Origin of the sequence: Frankia sp. Hr75.2 (genome assembly GCF_949319125.1) — a bacterium.
GTDB lineage: Bacteria > Actinomycetota > Actinomycetes > Frankiales > Frankiaceae > Parafrankia > Parafrankia soli.
Genome location: NZ_CASGGV010000111.1, coordinates 39,477 through 58,776, shown reverse-complemented (window position 1 = coordinate 58,776; position 19,300 = coordinate 39,477). Strand labels below are relative to the sequence as shown.

The 19,300-nt window shown below is 71.0% G+C and carries 15 protein-coding genes and 1 tRNA gene; 6 read left to right on the top strand and 10 right to left on the bottom strand.

From position 1 onward, the window contains the following. Window positions 1-52 precede the first annotated feature (52 nt). Window positions 53-322 (top strand): helix-turn-helix transcriptional regulator, encoded by a 270-nt coding sequence (locus AC559T_RS10030; RefSeq protein WP_498868545.1) that lies wholly within the window; start codon window positions 53-55, stop codon window positions 320-322. Continuing rightward, a complete protein-coding gene (locus AC559T_RS10025; protein WP_498868544.1) occupies window positions 319-1,815 on the top strand; it encodes a site-specific integrase in 1,497 nt (498 codons plus the stop codon). The genes AC559T_RS10030 and AC559T_RS10025 overlap by 4 nt, the downstream gene beginning before the upstream one ends. 130 nt (window positions 1,816-1,945) lie before the next feature. Here AC559T_RS10025 and AC559T_RS10020 read toward each other — a convergent pair. After that, window positions 1,946-2,030: transfer RNA gene (locus AC559T_RS10020), tRNA-Tyr, on the bottom strand. Window positions 2,031-2,161: 131 nt separating this feature from the next. Here AC559T_RS10020 and AC559T_RS10015 point away from each other — a divergent pair. Beyond that, window positions 2,162-2,650, top strand: a complete 489-nt coding sequence (locus AC559T_RS10015) for a YajQ family cyclic di-GMP-binding protein (protein WP_020463499.1) — start codon at window positions 2,162-2,164, stop codon at window positions 2,648-2,650. Window positions 2,651-3,261: 611 nt separating this feature from the next. Here the strand turns inward: AC559T_RS10015 and htpX are convergent. Further along, window positions 3,262-4,134 (bottom strand): zinc metalloprotease HtpX, encoded by an 873-nt coding sequence (gene htpX / locus AC559T_RS10010; RefSeq protein ID WP_071066162.1) that lies wholly within the window; start codon window positions 4,132-4,134, stop codon window positions 3,262-3,264. Window positions 4,135-4,212: 78 nt separating this feature from the next. Continuing rightward, window positions 4,213-5,157 carry a Rossmann-like and DUF2520 domain-containing protein gene (locus AC559T_RS10005; RefSeq protein ID WP_498868543.1) on the bottom strand — a complete coding sequence of 315 codons (945 nt, stop codon included), beginning with the start codon at window positions 5,155-5,157 and terminating at the stop codon, window positions 4,213-4,215. Between the two features lie 1,125 nt (window positions 5,158-6,282). On the opposite strand from AC559T_RS10005, the gene AC559T_RS10000 reads away from it, so the two are divergent. The 3 genes from AC559T_RS10000 to AC559T_RS09990 all read left to right on the top strand — a co-directional run bounded on the left by AC559T_RS10000 (window position 6,283) and on the right by AC559T_RS09990 (window position 11,009). Further along, window positions 6,283-8,169: a 2-oxoacid:acceptor oxidoreductase subunit alpha gene (locus tag AC559T_RS10000; protein ID WP_112105331.1), complete on the top strand. Its 1,887-nt coding sequence runs from the start codon at window positions 6,283-6,285 to the stop codon at window positions 8,167-8,169. Continuing rightward, complete coding sequence (locus AC559T_RS09995; RefSeq protein WP_071066165.1) at window positions 8,166-9,227, top strand: 2-oxoacid:ferredoxin oxidoreductase subunit beta; 1,062 nt, start codon at window positions 8,166-8,168, stop codon at window positions 9,225-9,227. The genes AC559T_RS10000 and AC559T_RS09995 overlap by 4 nt, the downstream gene beginning before the upstream one ends. Window positions 9,228-9,554: 327 nt before the next feature. Beyond that, complete coding sequence (locus tag AC559T_RS09990) at window positions 9,555-11,009, top strand: hypothetical protein (RefSeq protein WP_498868542.1); 1,455 nt, start codon at window positions 9,555-9,557, stop codon at window positions 11,007-11,009. 104 nt (window positions 11,010-11,113) lie between these two features. On the opposite strand, the gene AC559T_RS09985 is transcribed toward AC559T_RS09990, so the two are convergent. From AC559T_RS09985 to nuoI, 7 genes are all read right to left on the bottom strand, one after another. Further along, window positions 11,114-12,130 (bottom strand): polyprenyl synthetase family protein, encoded by a 1,017-nt coding sequence (locus tag AC559T_RS09985; protein ID WP_071066449.1) that lies wholly within the window; start codon window positions 12,128-12,130, stop codon window positions 11,114-11,116. 7 nt (window positions 12,131-12,137) lie between these two features. After that, a complete protein-coding gene (gene nuoN, locus AC559T_RS09980; RefSeq protein ID WP_112105329.1) occupies window positions 12,138-13,715 on the bottom strand; it encodes an NADH-quinone oxidoreductase subunit NuoN in 1,578 nt (525 codons plus the stop codon). Beyond that, window positions 13,712-15,271, bottom strand: coding sequence for an NADH-quinone oxidoreductase subunit M (locus tag AC559T_RS09975; RefSeq protein WP_498868541.1), 1,560 nt, complete (start codon window positions 15,269-15,271; stop codon window positions 13,712-13,714). The genes nuoN and AC559T_RS09975 overlap by 4 nt, the downstream gene beginning before the upstream one ends. A gap of 1 nt (window position 15,272) precedes the next feature. Then, window positions 15,273-17,261 carry an NADH-quinone oxidoreductase subunit L gene (nuoL, locus tag AC559T_RS09970; RefSeq protein WP_368954707.1) on the bottom strand — a complete coding sequence of 663 codons (1,989 nt, stop codon included), beginning with the start codon at window positions 17,259-17,261 and terminating at the stop codon, window positions 15,273-15,275. A 184-nt stretch (window positions 17,262-17,445) separates the two neighbouring features. Further along, a complete protein-coding gene (gene nuoK, locus AC559T_RS09965; RefSeq protein WP_020463509.1) occupies window positions 17,446-17,745 on the bottom strand; it encodes an NADH-quinone oxidoreductase subunit NuoK in 300 nt (99 codons plus the stop codon). Beyond that, window positions 17,742-18,683 (bottom strand): NADH-quinone oxidoreductase subunit J, encoded by a 942-nt coding sequence (locus AC559T_RS09960; RefSeq protein ID WP_498868540.1) that lies wholly within the window; start codon window positions 18,681-18,683, stop codon window positions 17,742-17,744. Before AC559T_RS09960 ends, nuoK begins: the two co-directional genes overlap by 4 nt. Further along, window positions 18,680-19,297, bottom strand: a complete 618-nt coding sequence (gene nuoI, locus AC559T_RS09955) for an NADH-quinone oxidoreductase subunit NuoI (RefSeq protein WP_112105326.1) — start codon at window positions 19,295-19,297, stop codon at window positions 18,680-18,682. Before nuoI ends, AC559T_RS09960 begins: the two co-directional genes overlap by 4 nt. Window positions 19,298-19,300 lie beyond the last annotated feature (3 nt).

Below are 19,300 nucleotides of genomic sequence, written 5' to 3'. Positions count from 1 at the left end.
CAGCCGCCAAGCAAGCCGTCGGGGCCGTACTCCCAGAAGGAGTACCAGCAGCATGACCGCACCGACCCGACCGCAAAACACCCCCGGCAGGAAGACCACACCGCCGGCTGCCCGCGCCGGCCGGCGGGAGCTGATCCCACTCGCCGTGGTCCTGGCCGAGCTCGGCGACGAGCACGGCCCGCTCGCCCGGAGCACGTTCGACGACTGGCGGGCCCGCGGAGTCGCTCCCAAGGTCATCAAGCTGCCGAACGGACAGCTTCGGGTCGACCGCCACGACCTCAACACCTGGCTCGACAGCCGTATCCAGAGCCCCGCCGCATGACCAGACCTCTCGCGGCCGCCGGCCGTCGCGACCAGGACGACCGGCGCACGACCTTCGACGTGCGGATCTGGAAGATCAACGCGATTGAGGGGAGGACCCGCACGACGTATCAGGTGCGGTGGAAGGTGGCAGGCAGGCCGAAGGCCAACGCCAAGAACTTCGCCACCCGGCGGCTTGCCGAGTCCCGCCATGCTGAACTGCTCGCCGCCACCCGCCGCGGAGAGGCATTCGACATCGAGACCGGCATCCCGGTCACGGAGCTTCGGGCGGTGCCGGAACCCGACCCCGTACCGGCACGGTCCTGGCTGGAGCACGCTCGGGACTTCGCGGATCTGAAGTGGTGGTCAGCAGCGCCGAAGTCCCGAGCAGGGATCGCGGATGCGTTGGCGACGGTGACACCGGCGCTGCTGACTGCCGAACCACCAGCCGTGCATGCCGACCTCGTTCGGGAAGCGCTGTATCAGTGGCTGTTCCGCACAGGAGTCAGGACATCTGACGGTGGCCCGCACAAGCCACGGACTGAGCTGGACGCTCCGGCCCACCTGGCGGGGGTGCTCGACTGGCTCGCAGGCCACACGCGGCCAGTCGCCGATCTGGCCGAAGCCGAGGTGGCCCGCGCCGCGCTGGATCGTCTCGCCAGGAAGCTGGATGGCAAGCCGGCCGCGGCAACCACGATCGCCCGGAAGCGAGCGGTGTTCTTCGGCGCCCTGGACTACGCCGTGGAACGCAAGGATCTGGAGGTGAACCCGCTCATGACACTGAAGTGGACGGCCCCGAAGCAGGTGGAACAGGTCGACCGCCGGGTGGTGTGCAACCACGGCCAGGCGCGCGCCCTGCTCGACGCGGTCCGGCACCAGGGCGACACCGGCCGGCACCTGGTCGCCTACTACGCGACGGCCTACTACGCCGGGCTGCGGCCGGGCGAGATCAACGCACTGGGCCGGGACACAGTCGAACTCCCTGCGGTGGACGCGGCCGACCAGTGGGGAGTGTTGCGTCTGGCGACATCGCGACCGGCCACCAGCTCCGGCTGGCAGGACGATCCGACGGACGGTGAGGAGATCGCTCCGGCTCGGCAGCTCAAGCATCGCGCGCTCGGGGACACCCGGCCGGTTCCCGCCTGTCCCCTTCTGGTCACCGTCCTTCGTGATCACATCGAGACGTTCGGGTTCGCCCCCGACGGCCGGCTGTTCCGCGGCGTACGGGGCGGGGAGGTCAGTGACTCGGTCACGGGCCGGGTGTGGGGGGCCGCGCGGTCTGAGGCACTGACCTCGGTGCAGGCGGCTAGCCCGCTCGCCCGACGGATCTATGACCTGCGTCATGCCTGCCTGTCGGGGTGGCTAAACGCCGGGGTCTCTCCCCAGCAGGTTGCCGAGTGGGCCGGGCACAGCGTGGCCGTGCTGCTGCGGGTCTACGCCAAGTGCGTGGACGGTGACGACGTCGCTGCCCGGAAGCGGATCGAAGCGGCGCTGCGCCCCGACGGGGGGCGATGATCGTGTGCATGTCCTGTGCACGAACCCCCGGCGGTAGCCATGATCGGCCGGGAACGGCCGGGAACATGGAACAGGCCCCGGAGTGCGCTCCAGGGCCTGTGTCGCAGCATGTTCCCCGGGGAACCCGGGGTGGTGGCAGGTGATGGATTCGAACCATCGTAGGCTGAGCCGACGGTTTTACAGACCGCTCCCTTTGGCCGCTCGGGCAACCTGCCGTGTTCAACAAGCATACCGGTCGCACCGAGTGGACTGACGGGGAGGGTCCCCCCAACGCTCCGGCCCGCGCCCGGCCCGCGTCACGGGGCCGGCGCTCGCCCCGTACGACTTGACCAGGAGGTCCGTGCCCGTGGCAGATCCGTCCTTCGACATCGTCAGCAAGGTCGACACCCAGGAGATCGACAACGCGGTCAACCAGACGGCGAAAGAGATCAAGACCCGCTTCGACTTCCGGGACACCGGGGCCTCCGCGGCGCTGTCCGGCGAGTCGATCCTCCTGCAGGCCAACAGCGAGGATCGGGTGAAGGCCGTCCTGGACGTTCTGCAGGAGAAGTTCGTGAAGCGCGGCATCTCGCTGAAGTCGCTCGAGCACGGCGAGCCGCGACAGTCGGGCAAGGAGTACAAGCTGACGGTGACCGTCCAGCAGGGCATCGCGGACGAGAAGGCCAAGGCCATCGCCAAGAAGATCCGCGCGGACGGCCCGAAGGGCGTGCAGGCGCAGATCCAGGGCGACCAGCTCCGGGTCACCGGCAAGAAGCGGGACGACCTGCAGCGGGTCATCCAGCTTCTCAAGGCCGAGGACTTCGACGTACCGCTGCAGTTCGTCAACTACCGGTGATCGCCCTCGCCCGCCGACACCGGCGGGCGACGGCGACCAGCCCGGACTGACGCCGCCCGGACACAGCGCGCCGCGGCCCCGCAGCGCGTGCCCCGCAGCCCCCAGCGCCGTGGCGCCATGGCGGTGCGGGCAGGGCCGCGAGACGGACCGCAATTCACGGGGCGTATGCACGGGAAGAAGCACGATCGCCGCCGCACGGCAGAAAGCGTTAGGAACATCCGGCGGTAGATGTCCGAAATAGGTGCACCCCGCCCGATGGGGGGTTTCGGGCGGGGTGCGTGCGGCGGAACCTGGGGGGTACGCTCCGCCGCTGTCTGGGAGCTTTGAGACTACTCGCTATCCAGCGCTTCAGCGTGCCTTCCCCGGGTCTCGTCGTGACGCGGTGGTGAACTCCGCGTTCCCGGCATGTTCCTTCCATGCCAAGCCACATCGGCCGCCACCGAGGAGCCGCGCCCATCCGGTCGGTGCCATGAAGGGAATGCCGACGTCACGGCCTGAATCAGGCGATCCGGCGCGCCGCTCCCGGCCGGCAAAGCGACCGGGAGCCGATTCCTCCGGCGGAACCGTGGCGGTGGGGTTGAGGGTGGACGGAGTAGGCGGATTGGGTGGGGTTACCGATACGGGTTCATCCTGGCGCGCTGCTCCAACCGGGCGATCCGCTCGGCGATCGGCGGGTGGGTCGAGAAGAACCGGCCGATGCCGCCGCCACGGAACGGGTTCGCGATCATCAGCGCGGCGGCCGGGCCCAGCCGCGAGTTGGCTGGCAGCGGCCTGGCGGCCGTGCCGGCCTCCAACTTGCGCAGGGCGCTGGCCAGGCCGAGCGGGTCGCCGGTGAGGGTCGACCCGGATTCGTCCGCCTGGTACTCGCGGGCCCGGCTGATCGCCAGCTGGATGATCGTGGCGGCGATCGGGCCGACGACGATGAGGGCCAGCATCTCCAGTACCCCGGGGCCGTCCTCGTCGCGACCGCCGCCGAAAATGGCAAACCACTGCAGCATGTTTGCCAGATAAACGATGATGCCCGCGAGCGCGCCCGCAACCGAGGCGATGAGGATGTCGCGGTTGTAGACATGGCTCAGCTCATGCCCGAGGACACCACGGAGCTCACGGTCATCCATGATCTCCATGATTCCCTCGGTGCAGCACACGGCCGCGTTACGGGGGTTTCGCCCGGTCGCGAAGGCGTTCGGTGACGATGTGGGGCTCAGGTACAGCTTGGGCATCGGCATGCGCGCCCGGGTGGCGAGCTCCTGGACGATCGCGTAGAGCCGGGGCTGCTGAACCTGGCTCACCGGATACGCCCGCATCGCTCGCAGGGCGATCCGATCCGAGTAGAAGTAGGAGAATCCGTTCATCGCGAGCGCGAGAACGACGGCGATGACGAGGCCGCTCGTGCCGAAGAGCGACCCGATCCACACGATCGCGGCCGAGAGAACGCCGAGGAGAAGCGCCGTCTTCAGCCCGTTGAGACTGCGATGAAGCATGGCTGTCGCGTATCCGTCCTGTCGACCTGTCGCACTCGCTTCAACGAAGGAGCCGACGCTCCCTGTTCCCGGCAGCGGTCACGCCCACCCGCGGCCGTCCGTCGCACCGGCGCGCACGGCGGCGGCGGGGGCCGGCTCGAGCCGGCCGGCCTGCTCGAGCCGGTCCGCGGTGAGGACGGCGAGCGCGGCGTAGGCGTCGGCGAGGTGGCGGTCGCGCCGTTCCAGCCTGTCCAACTGCGCTGTGACGGTGCCGACGTCCCCGCGCCGGACCGGGCCGGTCATCGCGGCCTCGCCGGCGTCCAGCGCGTTCTCCAGCGACACGCGCAGCAGCGGGCCGAGCGCGCCGGCCGGGTCGGGAACGCCCGCCTCGGCGATCAGCCGTCCGGCGGCCGTCACGAGGGTCGCCAGGAAGTTGCCGCCCAGGACCAGGGAGGCGTGGTAGAGCGCCCGCTGCTCCTCGGCGACGACCGCCACGCGCCCGCCCACGTCGGCGACCAGGCGGCGCACGAGCGCGGCCGCCGGCTCGTCCCCGGGGGCCGTCGTCACGCCGAAGGTGGCACCGGCGAGGCGGTCGACGTCGGCCGGCGTCCCGGTGAGCGTCATGATCGGGTGGATGGCGGCCGGGTGCGCCCCGGCGGCGCGGGCCGGCGCGAGCGGGGCGATCCCGTGCCGTCCGCTCAGGTGCGCGACGAGCGGGGACGGCGAGCGGGCCGCGTCGGTGCCGGCCGGGCCGGACCGCGCCGGACCGGTGCGGGCCAGGCCGGGGGCGGCCTGTGCGGCGACGGTCTCGATCAGGTCGTCGGGCACGCCGAGCAGGATCACCTCTGCGGCGGCCGCGGCCTGCTCGGGCGTGGCGCACGCCGTGGCCGCCGGGAAGCGCGCGGCGGCCCGTTCCCGGCCGGCGGGCGAGCGCACGTAGTAGGCGCGAACCTCGTGGCCGGCGGCGGCGAGCGCGGCGCCGAGCGCCGAGCCGGCGCGGCCGACGCCGATGACGGCCACGGTGAGGCCCGGGCCCGCAGCCATGCCCGCCGTTATTCCCACCACATGGCCGTCCTCCCGCGCTCGCACTCCTGGAGCGGCCCGCCGCGGTCGGCTCCTCCGTCTCCGCCACTCGTGCCCCGCCGGAGTGACCTCATGCACCGATCCAATCGTCCGAGGTGCGCACAGGCGACGGATACCGGCCATGACCGGGTTCACCGGGGGCCATCGACTCCGCCGGAGCTCACGACCGGACCACCCGGCCGCGCAATGAACGGCCACGGCCACACATCCGGAACTCCGCCGGAACACACCGTTCATCTCCCGGTGACCGATCGGTGATGCTGAGAGACGTCCGCGTCGATCCGTGCCCGGTCGGTGTCATCGGGAGGTCGTCCAGGCGCGGCGCCTATCGCGCCATACGAAATCGCGGGACGCCCCGCGCACCGCTGGTCCACCTAATCGATAGTGTTCACATCGGGGCGCCATCCCCATCCGACCGGGGCCGGGAACACACTCATGTGTGGACGTCGGCCGCACGGCGGGGGTGATCGCCGCGATACCACCACGATGCCGGTGTACTCGTTTCCACGACAACACCGGCATGCCGATCTCTGGGCGGAGGTCACCTGAATACGGCCCGCGCTGTACATAGGCGCCCCGAACGGTATGGACGTCGCCCGCGCGCGGCACGGGTGACCGCCGCGCACAGTCGCGCCCCGGGGGGTGCCCCACCGGCTGGGGGATTCGGGCGCGGGTCGCGGCACCGGCCGGGGTGTCCGCCTACGGACACCCGTCGGGGCTCCCGCGAGCAGGTGACACAGCACGTCCGCGGCCCGAAGGGGGAACCGGCGGCCTTCTCCGCGCGGCCCGCCCGCCGGTGTCCGGCCGTCTCCTCCCACCCGCCGGAGCCGACGGTTCGCCCCGGTGGGGACGGCCTCGGAGGGCCCCACGGCGGGGACGGTCCCGCCCGCCGAGCCGCACTCACGTCCGTTAGCAGAAAACGCATACCGCAACCAGCCGCACACCACCAGGCAGGGTGGGTGACGGGGATAATCCGGTCCCGAACGGCGTCCCACCGGCCTTCCCGGAGTCGGTCAGGCGTCACGATCCCCGTGGTGCATTGAGCCGCCCGGTACGCTGGGGTGGTACCTGAGGAGGTTACTGAAGGTGTCTGAGCAGGTCAGGGAGAGGGAGACCCGCCGGCTCGACCGGGTCGTCGTGCGCTTCGCGGGCGACTCAGGCGACGGTATGCAGCTCACCGGAGAACAGTTCACAAGCGAGACAGCGGCATTCGGCAACGATCTGTCCACGCTTCCGGACTTTCCCGCGGAAATCCGGGCGCCAGCCGGCACCCCGGCCGGAGTTTCTGGCTTCCAGCTACATTTCTCCGATCACGATATTCTCACCCCGGGCGACGCCCCGGACGTCCTGGTGGCGATGAACCCGGCCGCGCTGAAGGCGAACCTGAAGGATCTGCCGCCCGGCGCCGACCTGATCGTCAACACCGACGCGTTCACCGGCGGCAACCTGAAGAAGGCCGGCTACGCGACCGACCCGCTGGCCGACGGGACCCTGGACAACTACACCGTCCACCGCGTCCCGCTGACGTCCATGACGATCAACGCGGTCAACGCCGCCGAGGGCGTCGCGGGGACGGTGAACAAGAAGGAAGCCGAGCGGGCGAAGAACATGTTCGCGCTCGGCCTGATGAGCTGGCTGTACCACCGGCCGACCGGCGGCACCGAGGGCTTCCTCAAGAAGAAGTTCGCCAAGCGGCCGGAGATCGCGGCGGCCAACATCGCCGCGTTCCGGGCCGGCTTCAACTACGGCGAGACCACCGAGTCGTTCTCGGTCACCTACGAGGTCGCCCCGGCGCGCATGCGGCAGGGCACCTACCGGCGGATCACCGGGAACATCGCGCTGTCCTACGGGCTGATCGCGGCCGGCGAGCTGACGAAGCTGCCGCTGTTCCTCGGCACCTACCCGATCACCCCGGCCTCGGACATCCTGCACGAGCTGAGCAAGCACAAGCAGTTCGGCATCCGGACGTTCCAGGCCGAGGACGAGATCGCCGGTGTCGGTGCCGCCCTCGGCGCCTCGTTCGGCGGCTCGCTGGGCGTGACGACCACGTCGGGCCCGGGTGTCGCGCTCAAGAGCGAGACGATCGGCCTGGCGGTCAGCCTCGAGCTGCCGCTGCTGATCGTGGACATCCAGCGCGGCGGCCCGTCCACCGGCCTGCCGACCAAGACCGAGCAGGCCGACCTGCTGCAGGCGATGTTCGGCCGCAACGGTGAGGCCCCCGTGCCGATCGTGGCGCCGCGCTCGCCCGGCGACTGCTTCGACGCCGCCGTCGAGGCCGCCCGGATCGCGACGAAGTACCGGACGCCGGTCTTCCTGCTCTCGGACGGCTACCTGGCCAACGGCTCCGAGCCGTGGCTGCTGCCGACCCGCGAGGAGCTGCCCGACCTCACGGTGACCTTCACGACCGAGCCGAACCACGACGGGCCCAAGGGTCCGGAGTTCTGGCCCTACCAGCGCGACCCCGAGACGCTGGCCCGCCCGTGGGCGGTCCCCGGCACCCCGGGTCTGGAGCACCGCATCGGCGGTCTGGAGAAGGCCGACGGCTCGGGCAACATCTCCTACGACCCGGCGAACCACGACCGCATGGTCCGCCTGCGCCAGGCCAAGATCGACGGCATCGCCCGGGACATCGCCCCGCTCGAGGTCGACGACCCGTCCGGCATGGCGAGCGTGCTGGTCCTCGGCTGGGGTTCGACCTTCGGCCCCATCGCCGCCGGCTGCCGGCGGGTCCGGGCCAAGGGGCTGCACGTGGCCCAGGCGCACCTGCGCCACCTCAACCCGTTCCCGGCGAACACCGCCGAGGTGCTGCGCTCCTACGACAAGGTGCTGATCCCCGAGATGAACCTCGGCCAGCTCCGCACGCTGATCAGGTCGCAGTTCCTGGTGGACGCGATCGGCTACAACCAGGTCCGTGGACTGCCGTTCAAGGCCGCGGAGCTCGCGGGCGTCTTGGAGGACGTGATCAACCAGTGACCGTCACAACGAACGGCAGCGGGATTACCAACCGGCTCCTGGACCTGGTACCCGCCACGCCGAGCCAGCTGACCCGTAAGGACTTCACCTCCGACCAGGAGGTCCGGTGGTGCCCGGGATGCGGCGACTACGCCATCCTGGCCACCGTCCAGGGCTTCCTGCCCGAGCTGGGGATCGCCCGGGAGAACATCGCCTTCATCTCGGGCATCGGGTGCTCCTCACGCTTCCCGTACTACCTGCAGACCTACGGAATGCACTCCATCCACGGGCGGGCGCCGGCGATCGCGACGGGCCTGGCGACGTCCCGCCCGGACCTGTCGGTCTGGGTGGTCACCGGTGACGGCGACGCGCTCTCGATCGGCGGGAACCACCTGCTGCACGCGATGCGCCGCAACGTGAACATCAAGATCCTGATGTTCAACAACCGGATCTACGGGCTGACCAAGGGCCAGTACTCCCCGACGTCCGAGGTCGGCAAGATCACCAAGTCGACGCCGTTCGGCTCGCTCGACCGCCCGTACAACCCGGCGTCGCTGGCGCTGGGCGCGGAGGCGACGTTCGTCGCCCGGTCGATCGACTCGGACCGGGCCCACCTGACGTCGGTGCTGCGCGCGGCGGCGGAGCACCCGGGCACCGCGTTCGTGGAGATCTTCCAGAACTGCAACATCTTCAACGACGGCGCGTTCGAGGCGCTGAAGGACCGTGGCACCCGGGACGACGCCACGCTGAAGCTGATCGACGGTGAGCCGCTGGTCTTCGGCGCCGAGCGGGACAAGGGGATCCGGCGCGCGGCGTCCGGCGGCCTCGAGGTCTGCGCGGCGACCGACGAGGGCGTCCTCGTGCACGACGCGGCGAACACGGACCCGAGCCAGGCGTTCGCGCTGTCCCGGCTGACCGGGGATGACCACGGCGTCACCCCGATCGGCGTGTTCCGCAACGTCGACATCCCGACCTACGACGAGGCGCTCAACGCGCAGGTCGAGCAGACCCGGGAGCGGCAGGGGACGGGGGACCTGATGGCACTCATCTCCGGCGGCGAGACCTGGACGATCGACTGACGGCGGGCTGACCTCAGCGCGAGGGGCCGGGGTGGGCACGACTGCCACCCCGGCCCCTCGCCGTTTCGGACCGCGACCGCAGGGACCACCACCATCGTGCTATCTGCACCTATTGCCCTGTTACAGACGCTAACGCAGCACTTGCCGCTTTCTGATCAGCATGCGGTATCGTGTGCGCCGGTGGGGGTGCCGTGTGGCCCGGGGGGGCTCACAACACCGAAGCAGGCGGAGGCGCAGTGCGGGGTAACGCAGCGCGAGGTCACCGAGTCCGTCACCGGGGCTCGCCGTCGGGGTCGGGCCGCGCCCGGCACCAGGTTCCGCAGGGCGTTGGCGGCCACCGTGGGTAGCCACTCGGCCGGCCGGCACTCCCGCACGGGCTCCACCGCGACCGATCGCCGGAACCGCACCCCGGTCCCCGGCCCGGCCTCCGGCCAGGGCCAGCCGATCGACGACCAGACCCCCCGGCCCGCCCAGGCGCTCACCTCCCGCGCGCGGACTCCCTACCCGCCGGGCGGCCCGCCGCGATCCGGCTGGGTCACCAGCGAGTGGAGCAGCAACCCGTCCGCGGCCACGGCCTCGCTGCCGCCCCGTCCCGCCCCGCCCCGCCCGGCGACACGGCCCCCCGGCGAGCTGGATACCGTCACCGGCCCGATCTCGATGAGCACCTCCCAGCGCCGCGAGCTGTTCGGCGACGACCCGCAGCCCGGCCAGGCCGACGCCTACGGCCGCTCCGCGCGGCGGGCAGCGGGGGCCGCGGGCGGGCCCGGCGCATCCCGGTTCTCGCTGTTCGAACCGGCCCGCCCGGCCGGATCCCTGCGGCTCGACACGGCTCCCCGCTCCGGCGCCCGCGCCGAGGGCACCCGCGCCGACGGCACCCGCTCAACAACGGCTTCGCGCGCGGCGGCGCGGCCCACCGGTTCGACCACCGGCCGCGGCGCGCACCGCGCACCCGCGCCGCGTCGCGGGCCGAGCCGGACGCGCATGGTGGTCGCCGGTACCGCGTCCCTCGCCGGCCTCTCCGCGATCGTGACCGGTGTCGCGCTCAGCGGCGACCAGCCGGTCACCGCGGCCGGGCCCACCACGGGCGCCACCCCGCTCGTGCAGGTCGCCGGCGCCCGGCCGGCCGCGTTCGGCTCGGACGACACCCAGGCCTCCCGCGACGGGCGCGCCCCGCTGCCCACCTACCCGACGGCGGCGCCGGCCACGACGGGCGGCTCCGGAACGACCGACCAGAGCGACAGCGGGTACCGGAGCTCACCGAGCGGCCCGTCCGCACCGGCGTACAGCGGGTCCGGCACGCAGCAGCAGGGCCTGTCCGGCTACGAGATCCCGTTCGTCCCGCTGACCCCGCGGTCCACGGCGACGCCGTCCCCGGCCGCCGGCGGCACGACCACGCCGGGCAGCACCACGCCGGGCACGACAAACCCGGGCACGACGACGCCGGGGGCCACCACGCCAGGCACCACCACTCCCGGGAGCACCGCCCCCGGCACCACGACACCCACCCAGCCGGGAGCGACGACCTCGCCCACGCACGGCACCTCGCCGTCGTCGGCTCCGACGGCGACCCGGCCGACCACGTCGAGCTCGAGCACTCCGGCGCCCGCGCCGTCGCGCGAGGGCTCGCTCCCGTTCAACCCGACGCCGGTCGAGGTCACCCCGATCTGGGATCTGCTCTTCCCCGCCCAGAGCCAGAGCACGTCGACGTCGTCCAGCGCCCCGGCGGGCTCCTCTGCGACGCCCGCGCCGACGGCGTCCTCGAGTACCGGCGCCGGCTCCTAGTCGGGCTCCCGCCGGGAGGGCACGGGCAGACCCCTCCCGGCTGCGGGGACCCCGTGCCGGCCACCCCGCACAGCGCGGTGGCCGGCACGGGGCCGAGCCCGGTCCTAGCTCGTGCGGTCGATGACGAAGTCGGCCAACGACTCCAGCGCGGTCTTGGCCGAGCCGTCGGGCAGCGGCGCCAGGCACTCGCGGGCCTCGCTCGACCAGCGGATGAGCTCGGCGCGGGCCCGGTCCATCGCGGGATGCTCGCGCAGCAGCTCCAACGCCTCGACGACCCCGGACTCGGTGACCCCGGCCTCCGTGCGCGGGTTCACCCCGAGCAGGTCGCGCAGCCGGCGGGCCGCCGCGTCCTCGCCCTGCAGGGCGTAGAGCACCGGCAGCGTCGGGATGCCCTCGCGCAGGTCCGTCCCGGGTGTCTTGCCGGAGTCCTCGCTCGGCGACGCCACGTCGATGAGGTCGTCGGAGAGCTGGAAGGCCACCCCGAAGCGCTCCCCGAACGCGGCCAGGACGTCGGTCGTGACCGGGTCGGCGCCGGCGAGCATGGCGCCCAGGCGGGCGGACGTGGCGATCAGCGAAGCCGTCTTCTCCGTGATGACCCGCAGGTAGTGCTCGATCGGGTCCTGCCCCGGCCCGACCCCGACGGTCTCGCGGATCTGGCCCTCGCAGAGGGTCGCGATCGTGCGCGCCAGGATGCGGGTCGCCTCCGGCCCCAGGTCGGCCGTGATCTCGGACGCGCGTGCGAACAGGAAGTCGCCGGTGAGGATCGCGACCGTGTTCGTCCACCGGGCGTTCGCGGACGCGGCACCGCGGCGCAGCGGGGCCTCGTCCATCACGTCGTCGTGGTAAAGCGTCGACAGATGGGTCAGCTCGATCGCCACGGCCGCCGGCACGACACCGACCGCGTCCGGATCGGCGAACTGGGCGGCAAGCAGTACGACCATGGGTCGGAACCGCTTGCCGCCCGCGTCGACGAGGTGCCGGGACGCCTCGGTCACGAAGGAGAACTCGCTGCGGACGGATCCGCGCAGCATCTCCTCGACCGCGGCGAGCCCGACCCGCATCGACTTCTCGAGATCAGGGTCGGCCCTGATCCCCATCACTTCCAGCCCGATAGCGCTCATACCGCCATCAGCGTACGAAGCCGGAGGTCGCCGCGGTGGTCGCCAGGTCGAGAAGCGGCTGCGGCGCCACGCCCAACAGCAGGGTCATGAGTGCACCTATACCCACCGTAGCGAAGGTAAGAGTCGGCCGGGTGACGACGACCGGCCCGTCGGCGAGCGGCTCGGAGAAGAACATCAGCACGATGACCCGGACGTAGAAGAACGCCGCGATCGCGCTGCACACCAGGGCCACGACCACCAGCGGGGTCGCGTCACCGGCGATCGCCGCCTGGAAGACCGCGAACTTCCCGGTGAACCCGCTGGTCAGCGGGATGCCGGCGAGCGCGAGCAGTAGGAAGGCGAACGTGCCTGCCAGCAGTGGCGACGTCCGGCCCAGGCCCTGCCACTGGGAGAGGTCGCTGGCCTCGCCGTCGCCGGTGCGGACCAGGGAGACCACCGCGAACGCCGCGATCGTGGTGAAGCCGTAGGTCACCAGGTAGAACATGGCGCCGCGCAGGCCGTCGACGTTCGAGCCGGCCATCCCGACGAGCAGGAAGCCGGCGTGCGCGACCGCCGAGTAGGCGAGCATCCGCTTGATGTCACGCTGCGTGAGCGCGAGCACCGCGCCGACGACCATGGTGAGAATGGCCACAGCCCAGATCACCGGCCGCCAGTCCCACCGCATGCCGCCGAAGGCCACGTAGAAGACCCGCAGCAGCGCCCCGAAGGCGGCGACCTTCGTCCCCGCCGCCATGAAGGCGGTGATCGGTGTCGGGGCGCCCTGGTAGACGTCCGGCGTCCAGGAGTGGAACGGGGCGGCACCGATCTTGAAGAACAGGCCGACGCCGAGCAGCGCGAGCGACAGGTAGAGGTACGTGTCGTTCTGGCCGACCGTGCCCACCGCGTCGGCGATCCGGCCGAGCTCGACGCTGCCGGCGTAGCCGTAGGCGAATGCGACCCCATAAAGGAAGAAGGCCGACGAGAACGCCCCGAGCAGGAAGTACTTCATCGCGGCTTCCTGCGACAGCAGCCGCCGGCGCCGCGCCAGCCCGCACAGCAGGTACAGCGGCAGTGAGAGGATCTCCAGCGCCACGAACATGACCAGCAGGTTGTTCGAGGCGACGAAGAGCAGCATGCCGCTGACCGAGAAGACCATCAGCGGATACGCCTCGGTCTGCACGTCCGGCGAGGTGCGCTGCGCGGTGGAGCCGCGCGAGCCGGGGACGATCGCGGCGGAGGCGACGAGCGCGCCGCCGGAGGAGTCCAGCCGGCGCTCGGCGACCAGCAGCACCGCCAGCAGCGCGAACACCAGGATGGTGCCCTGCAGGAACAGCGTCGGCCCGTCGATGGCCACCGCGCCGGCGGCGAGCACCTGGCGGTGGGCGTGCAGAAGCACCACCGCGACGAACGCGCCGATGAACCCCGCCCCGGCCAGCAGCGGCTGGAGCACCCGCCGGGCCTTCGGCGGTGCGAAGGCGTCGACGAGGACCCCGGCCAGCGCGACGCCGAACAGGATGAGCATCGGGCTGAGGGACGAGTACTCGATCGACGGCGGTGTGATCTTCTGCGCGGCGCCCTGCGCCAGCACAGTCGTTGCGGCGCTCACGAACGGCCTCCGGATTCCGGCGCGGCCACCGGGGCCGTCGGCGCCGGGTCAGACTTCCCGATGTCCGCGAACGTGGCGGTCACCGTGGGCGTGATGATGTCGAGCAGCGGCTTGGGGTACACCCCGAGCCCGATGATCAGCGCGACCATCGGCGCGACCACCACCCGCTCCCGCACGCTGAGGTCCTTGACGAGACGCATCTTCTCGTCCTTGACCGGACCGGTCATCGTGCGCTGGTACAGGTACAGGATGTAGATCGCGGCGAGCACGATCCCGCAGGTCGCCACGATCGCCAGTGCCCGGTACTCGGTGAACACTCCGACCAGCACCAGGAACTCGCTGACGAAGCTGTTCGTACCCGGCAGGGCCAGCGAGGACAGTCCGGCGATCAGGAAGACCCCGGCGAGGATCGGCGTCACCTGGGCCATGCCGCCGTAGGCGCTGACGTCCCGGCTGCCCCGGCGGGCCACCAGGAAGCCGACCACCACGAACAGCAGCCCCGTCGACAGGCCGTGGTTGACCATGTAGAGCACGGCGCCCGTGCCGGCCTGCGAGGTGAAGGCGAAGGTCCCCAGCGCTATGAACCCGAAGTGGGCCAGCGAGGTGTAGGCGACCAGCCGTTTCATGTCCCGCTGGCCGATGGCCAGCAGGGCGCCGTAGAAGATGCCGATCACCGCCAGGGCCAGCACCATCGGCGCGAAGTACTCGGCGGCGTCCGGGAACAGCGGGATGCAGTACCGGATCAGGCCGAAGGTGCCGACCTTGTCCAGCACCCCGACGAGCAGGACGGCGCCGCCGGTCGGCGACTGCGCGCCGGCGTCGGGCAGCCAGGTGTGGAAGGGAAACAGCGGCGCCTTGATGGCGAAGGCGATGAAGAAGCCGAGGAAGAGCAGCTTCTGCACGCCCGGGGTGATCTCCAGCTGGCGCAGGGTGGCGAAGTCGAACGTGCCCGTGCCGAGCTGGTCGGCGGAGACCACGTACAGGCCGATCACCGCGGCGAGCATCAGCAGCCCGCCGAACAGGCTGTAGAGCAGGAACTTCACTGCCGCGTAGGAGCGCTGTGCCTTCTCCTCGACCGGCCCGTAGCTCCCGATGAGGAAGTACATCGGAATGAGCATGGCCTCGAAGAAGACATAGAAGAGGAACACGTCGGTGGCGGCGAACACCCCGACCATGCCCGTCTCCAGCGCCAGCAGCAGCGCGAAGAACGCGGGGACGGAACGCCGCCCCTCTTCCGCCTCGTCCCAGGAGGACAGCACGACCACCGGGACGAGCAGCGCGGCGAGCAGCATCAGCACCAGCGAGATGCCGTCGGCGCCCACCGAGTAGGAGACGCCGAACTCCTTGATCCACTCATAGGACTGGCCGAACTGGAAGCCGGCCTTGTCCGGATCGTAGGCGGCGGTGGCCAGCACCGCGAGCACCAGGACTGCCAGCGAGACCACGAGCGCGAGTTGCTTGGCGAGCGTGCCGTGCCGGCGCGGCAGCGACGCGACGACCAGCGAACCGACCGCGGGGACGATCAGCATGATCGTCAGCCAGGGGGCTGTGCTCACGTCAGCCGGCCCTGGTGAGCAGCAGAGCACCGACCACGAGGACGGTACCTCCCAACATCGACAGTGCGTAGGACCGGACGAAGCCGGTCTGGGTGCGTCGCAGCCGGCCGGACAGCCCGCCCACGGCGGCGGCGCTTCCGCGCACGAAGCCGTCGATGCCGACGTTGTCCGCCCAGACCAGGAAGCGGGTCAGGTACTGCCCCGGCCGCATGGCGACGACCTCGTTGAAGGTGTTCGCGTAGAGGTCGCGGCGCGCGGCGACGGTCACCACGCTGACCTCGGCGTCCGGCCGGGCGACGGCCTCGACCGGGCGGAGCTGGTAACGCAGGTAGGCACCGGCGAACCCGCCGGCGGAGACGACCAGCACCAGCGCGGTGACGACCGCGGGCGAGATGTCGTGGTGCGCCTCACCGTGCTCGCCGACCACCGGGGCGAGCCAGTTCTGCATCGAGCTGCCGAGGACGAACAGCCCACCGGCGAAGACCGAGCCGACGGCCAGCAGCATCATCGGGCCGGTCATCGTCGCCGGCGACTCGTGCGGGTGCTTGGCCTCCGGCCCGTCGTGTTCCCAGCGCGCCTTGCCGTGGAAGGTCATCAGGAACAGCCGGGTCATGTAGAAGGCGGTGATCCCGGCGCCGAGCAGCGCCACGCCACCGTAGATGTAGCCGCTGGTGCCACCCTTGGCCAGCGCCGTCTCGATGATGCGGTCCTTGGTGAAGAACCCGGACAGGCCCGGGAAACCGATGATCGCCAGGTAGCCGAGGCCGAAGGTGACCCAGGTGATCGGCATGTGCCGCCACAGCCCGCCGTACCTGCGCATGTCCTGCTCGCCGTCCATCCCGTGGATGACCGAGCCGGAGCCGAGGAACAGGCCGGCCTTGAAGAAGCCGTGCGCGAGCAGGTGCATGATGCCCAGCGCGTACCCGGCCGGGCCGAGCCCGACGGCGAGGAACATGTAGCCGATCTGGCTGACCGTCGAGTAGGCCAGGACCTTCTTGATGTCGTCGTAGGCGCAGCCGATGACGCATCCGATGAGGATCGTGACCGCGCCGATGATCAGGACGACGGTCCGCGCGGCCTGCGTCTGGTCAAAGATCGGGGCAGCCCGGACGATCAGGTACACACCGGCGGTGACCATGGTCGCGGCGTGGATGAGCGCCGAGATCGGGGTCGGGCCCTCCATGGCGTCCGGGAGCCAGGCCTGCAGCGGGAACTGACCGGACTTGCCGCAGGCGCCGAGCAGGAGCAGGAGCGCCATCGCGGTGATGGTGCCGTAGCCGATGACGTCCGCGGCGGCGGCACCGAACACCGAGTCGTAGTTCGTGCTGCCGACGGTGGCGAACATGAACATGATCGCGAGCGCGAGACCGACGTCGCCGACCCGGTTCATGTAGAAGGCCTTGTTCGCGGCGGTGGCCGCGGCCGGCTTGTACTCCCAGAACTTGATGAGCAGGAAGGACGAGAGGCCGACCAGCTCCCAGCCGCCGTAGAGCACCAGGAAGTTGTTGCCCAGCACCAGCAGCAGCATCGACGCCAGGAACAGGTTCATGTAGGCGAAGAAGCGCCGCCGGCCCGGGTCGTGCGACATGTAGCCGATCGAGTAGATGTGGATCAGCGTGCCCACACCGGTGATCAGCAGCACGAAGACCGCGGAGAGCTGGTCGAACAGCAGGCCGACGTCCACCTGGAAGCCGTTGACCGGGATCCAGCTGTAGAGGTGCTGGGAGACGGCCCGGTCGTCACCGGAGCGGTCGAGCAGCCCGAAGAACAGGACCAGGCCGACGACGAAGGATGCGGCCGCGGTCAGCGTGCCGAGCAGGTGGCCCCACCGGTCGGTACGCCGCCCGCCGAGCAGGAGAACGGCCGCCCCGGCCAGCGGAAGCGCGATGAGCAGCCAGGTCAGCGAGAACGCCCCGGACGCGGCGGCGTAGTGCACGGCCGCGCCACCGTGCTCGTCGGCCGCGAGGATGGCGGCCCCTCCGGCGCTCATCGCGGTCCGGTTCCGGGTACGTGCGCCAGCGCCAGGGCCACCGGAGGTGGTCCGGGCTGCGCCGCCCCTGTTGCGCAAAGCGTCACTGCAGTGTCGTCCGTTCTTCCGTGACCGGAGGTCCCGGTCGCGGCCGCGTCAGGGCGGCCGGGAGACAAGCCTCGGGATGCCCGAGTACGTCGAGAGGTCAGTACTTCAGGAGGTTCACGTCGTCGACCGACGCGGATCTGCGCGTCCGGAAGATCGCCAGAATGATCGCCAGGCCGACGACCACCTCGGCGGCGGCCACGACCATGACGAAGAACGCCATGATCTGGCCCTCCAGCGTCCCGTGGATGCGGGAGAACGTCACCAGGGTCAGGTTCACCGCGTTGAGCATCAGCTCGATCGACATGAACACGACGATCGCGTTGCGCCGGACCAGAACCCCGGTCGCGCCGATGGTGAACAGCAACCCCGACAGGATCAGATAGTTCGCCGGGTTCACCGACCGCTCCCCCTGCCCGCGCCCACCGGCGCCGACCCGCCGACGACGGTCTCGTCGTCGGAGTCCTCACTCGTCCCGTTCGCGCTCGGCCCGCCGTCGGGCCCACCGCCGCCCGGGCCGTCCGTACCCGGACCACCAGCACCGCCCGCACCGGGACCGCCTGTCCCAGGACCGCCCGGACCACTGGCACCGCCGTCGTCCGGACCGCCCGCGCCGGCCGGGCCGGACGGGCCCGCACCGGGCCCGCCGAGGTCCGGGCCGACGAGCTCGGGCTGCTCCGGGCCGGGGTTGGTCGCGAAGACCTTCGGCCCGGGCCGCGGGGTGACGGTGCCGCCCTCGGCGAAGCGAGCGCGCATCCGTTCCTTCTGCGTGGCCTTCTCACCGGTGTGCTCGCGGTGACCGAGGACCATCGTCCCGATCGCCGCGACCACGAGCAGCACCGAGATCGCTTCGAAGACGAAGACGTACTGGGTGAACAGCAGACGTCCGATCGCGTGGACGTTGCCGCCGGTGTTCGCCGCCTCCAGGCCCGCCGCCTTGCCGCCGTCGATCGCGCGACCGATCGGGAACACCAGCAGGCCGGCGAAGCCGAGCCCGAGGATCACCGCGGCGATCCGCTGGCCGCGCAGGGTCTCGACCAGCGAGTCGGACGAATCGACTCCGACCAGCATCAGCACGAACAGGAACAACACCATGATCGCGCCGGTGTAGACGATGATCTGGACGAAGCCCAGGAAGGGCGCGTCCTGGATCAGGTAGAACACCGCGACGCAGAACAGGTTCACCACGAGCAGCAGGGCGGAGTGCACCGCGCTGCGCATCAGGACCATGCCGAGCGCCGCCAGCAGCGCCACCGGCGCGAGCAGCCAGAACGTCCAGGCCTCGCCGTTCGACGTGCTGCTGATCTCCGCCGCCTGGGCGAGAATCTGCGGATTCATCGGGGCCGCTCCGAACCCGCGCCGTGGGCGGGCACCTTGTTCGCCGCCCTTTCGGCCTCGCCGGCCTCGTCAGCCTCGCCGGCCGGCGAGCCGCCGACCTGCCAGGGCAGCGGGGCGTCAGGATCGCGGGTGTAGTAGTCGGTCTCGCTCTCGCCGAGGCGCATCGGGTGCGGCGGGGACTCCATCCCGGCCCGAAGCGGGGCGAGCAGCTGCTCCTTGGTGAAGATCAGGTCGTTGCGGCTGTCGTCGGCCAGCTCGTAGTCGTTCGACATCGTCAGCGCCCGGGTGGGGCACGCCTCGATGCACAGCCCGCACAGGATGCAGCGCAGGTAGTTGATCTGGTAGACGCGGCCGTACCGCTCACCCGGCGAGAAACGCTCCTCGTCGGTGTTGTCCGCGCCCTCGACGTAGATCGCGTCGGCCGGGCAGGCCCACGCGCACAGCTCGCAGCCGACGCACTTCTCCAGCCCGTCCGGATGCCGGTTGAGCTGGTGACGGCCGTGGAAGCGGGGTGCCGTCTCCTTCTTCTGCTCCGGGTACTGCTCGGTCGTCGGCTTCTTGAACATCGTCGAGAAGGTGACGCCGAAACCCTTGTAGGGGTCGAGGATCCCCATGGT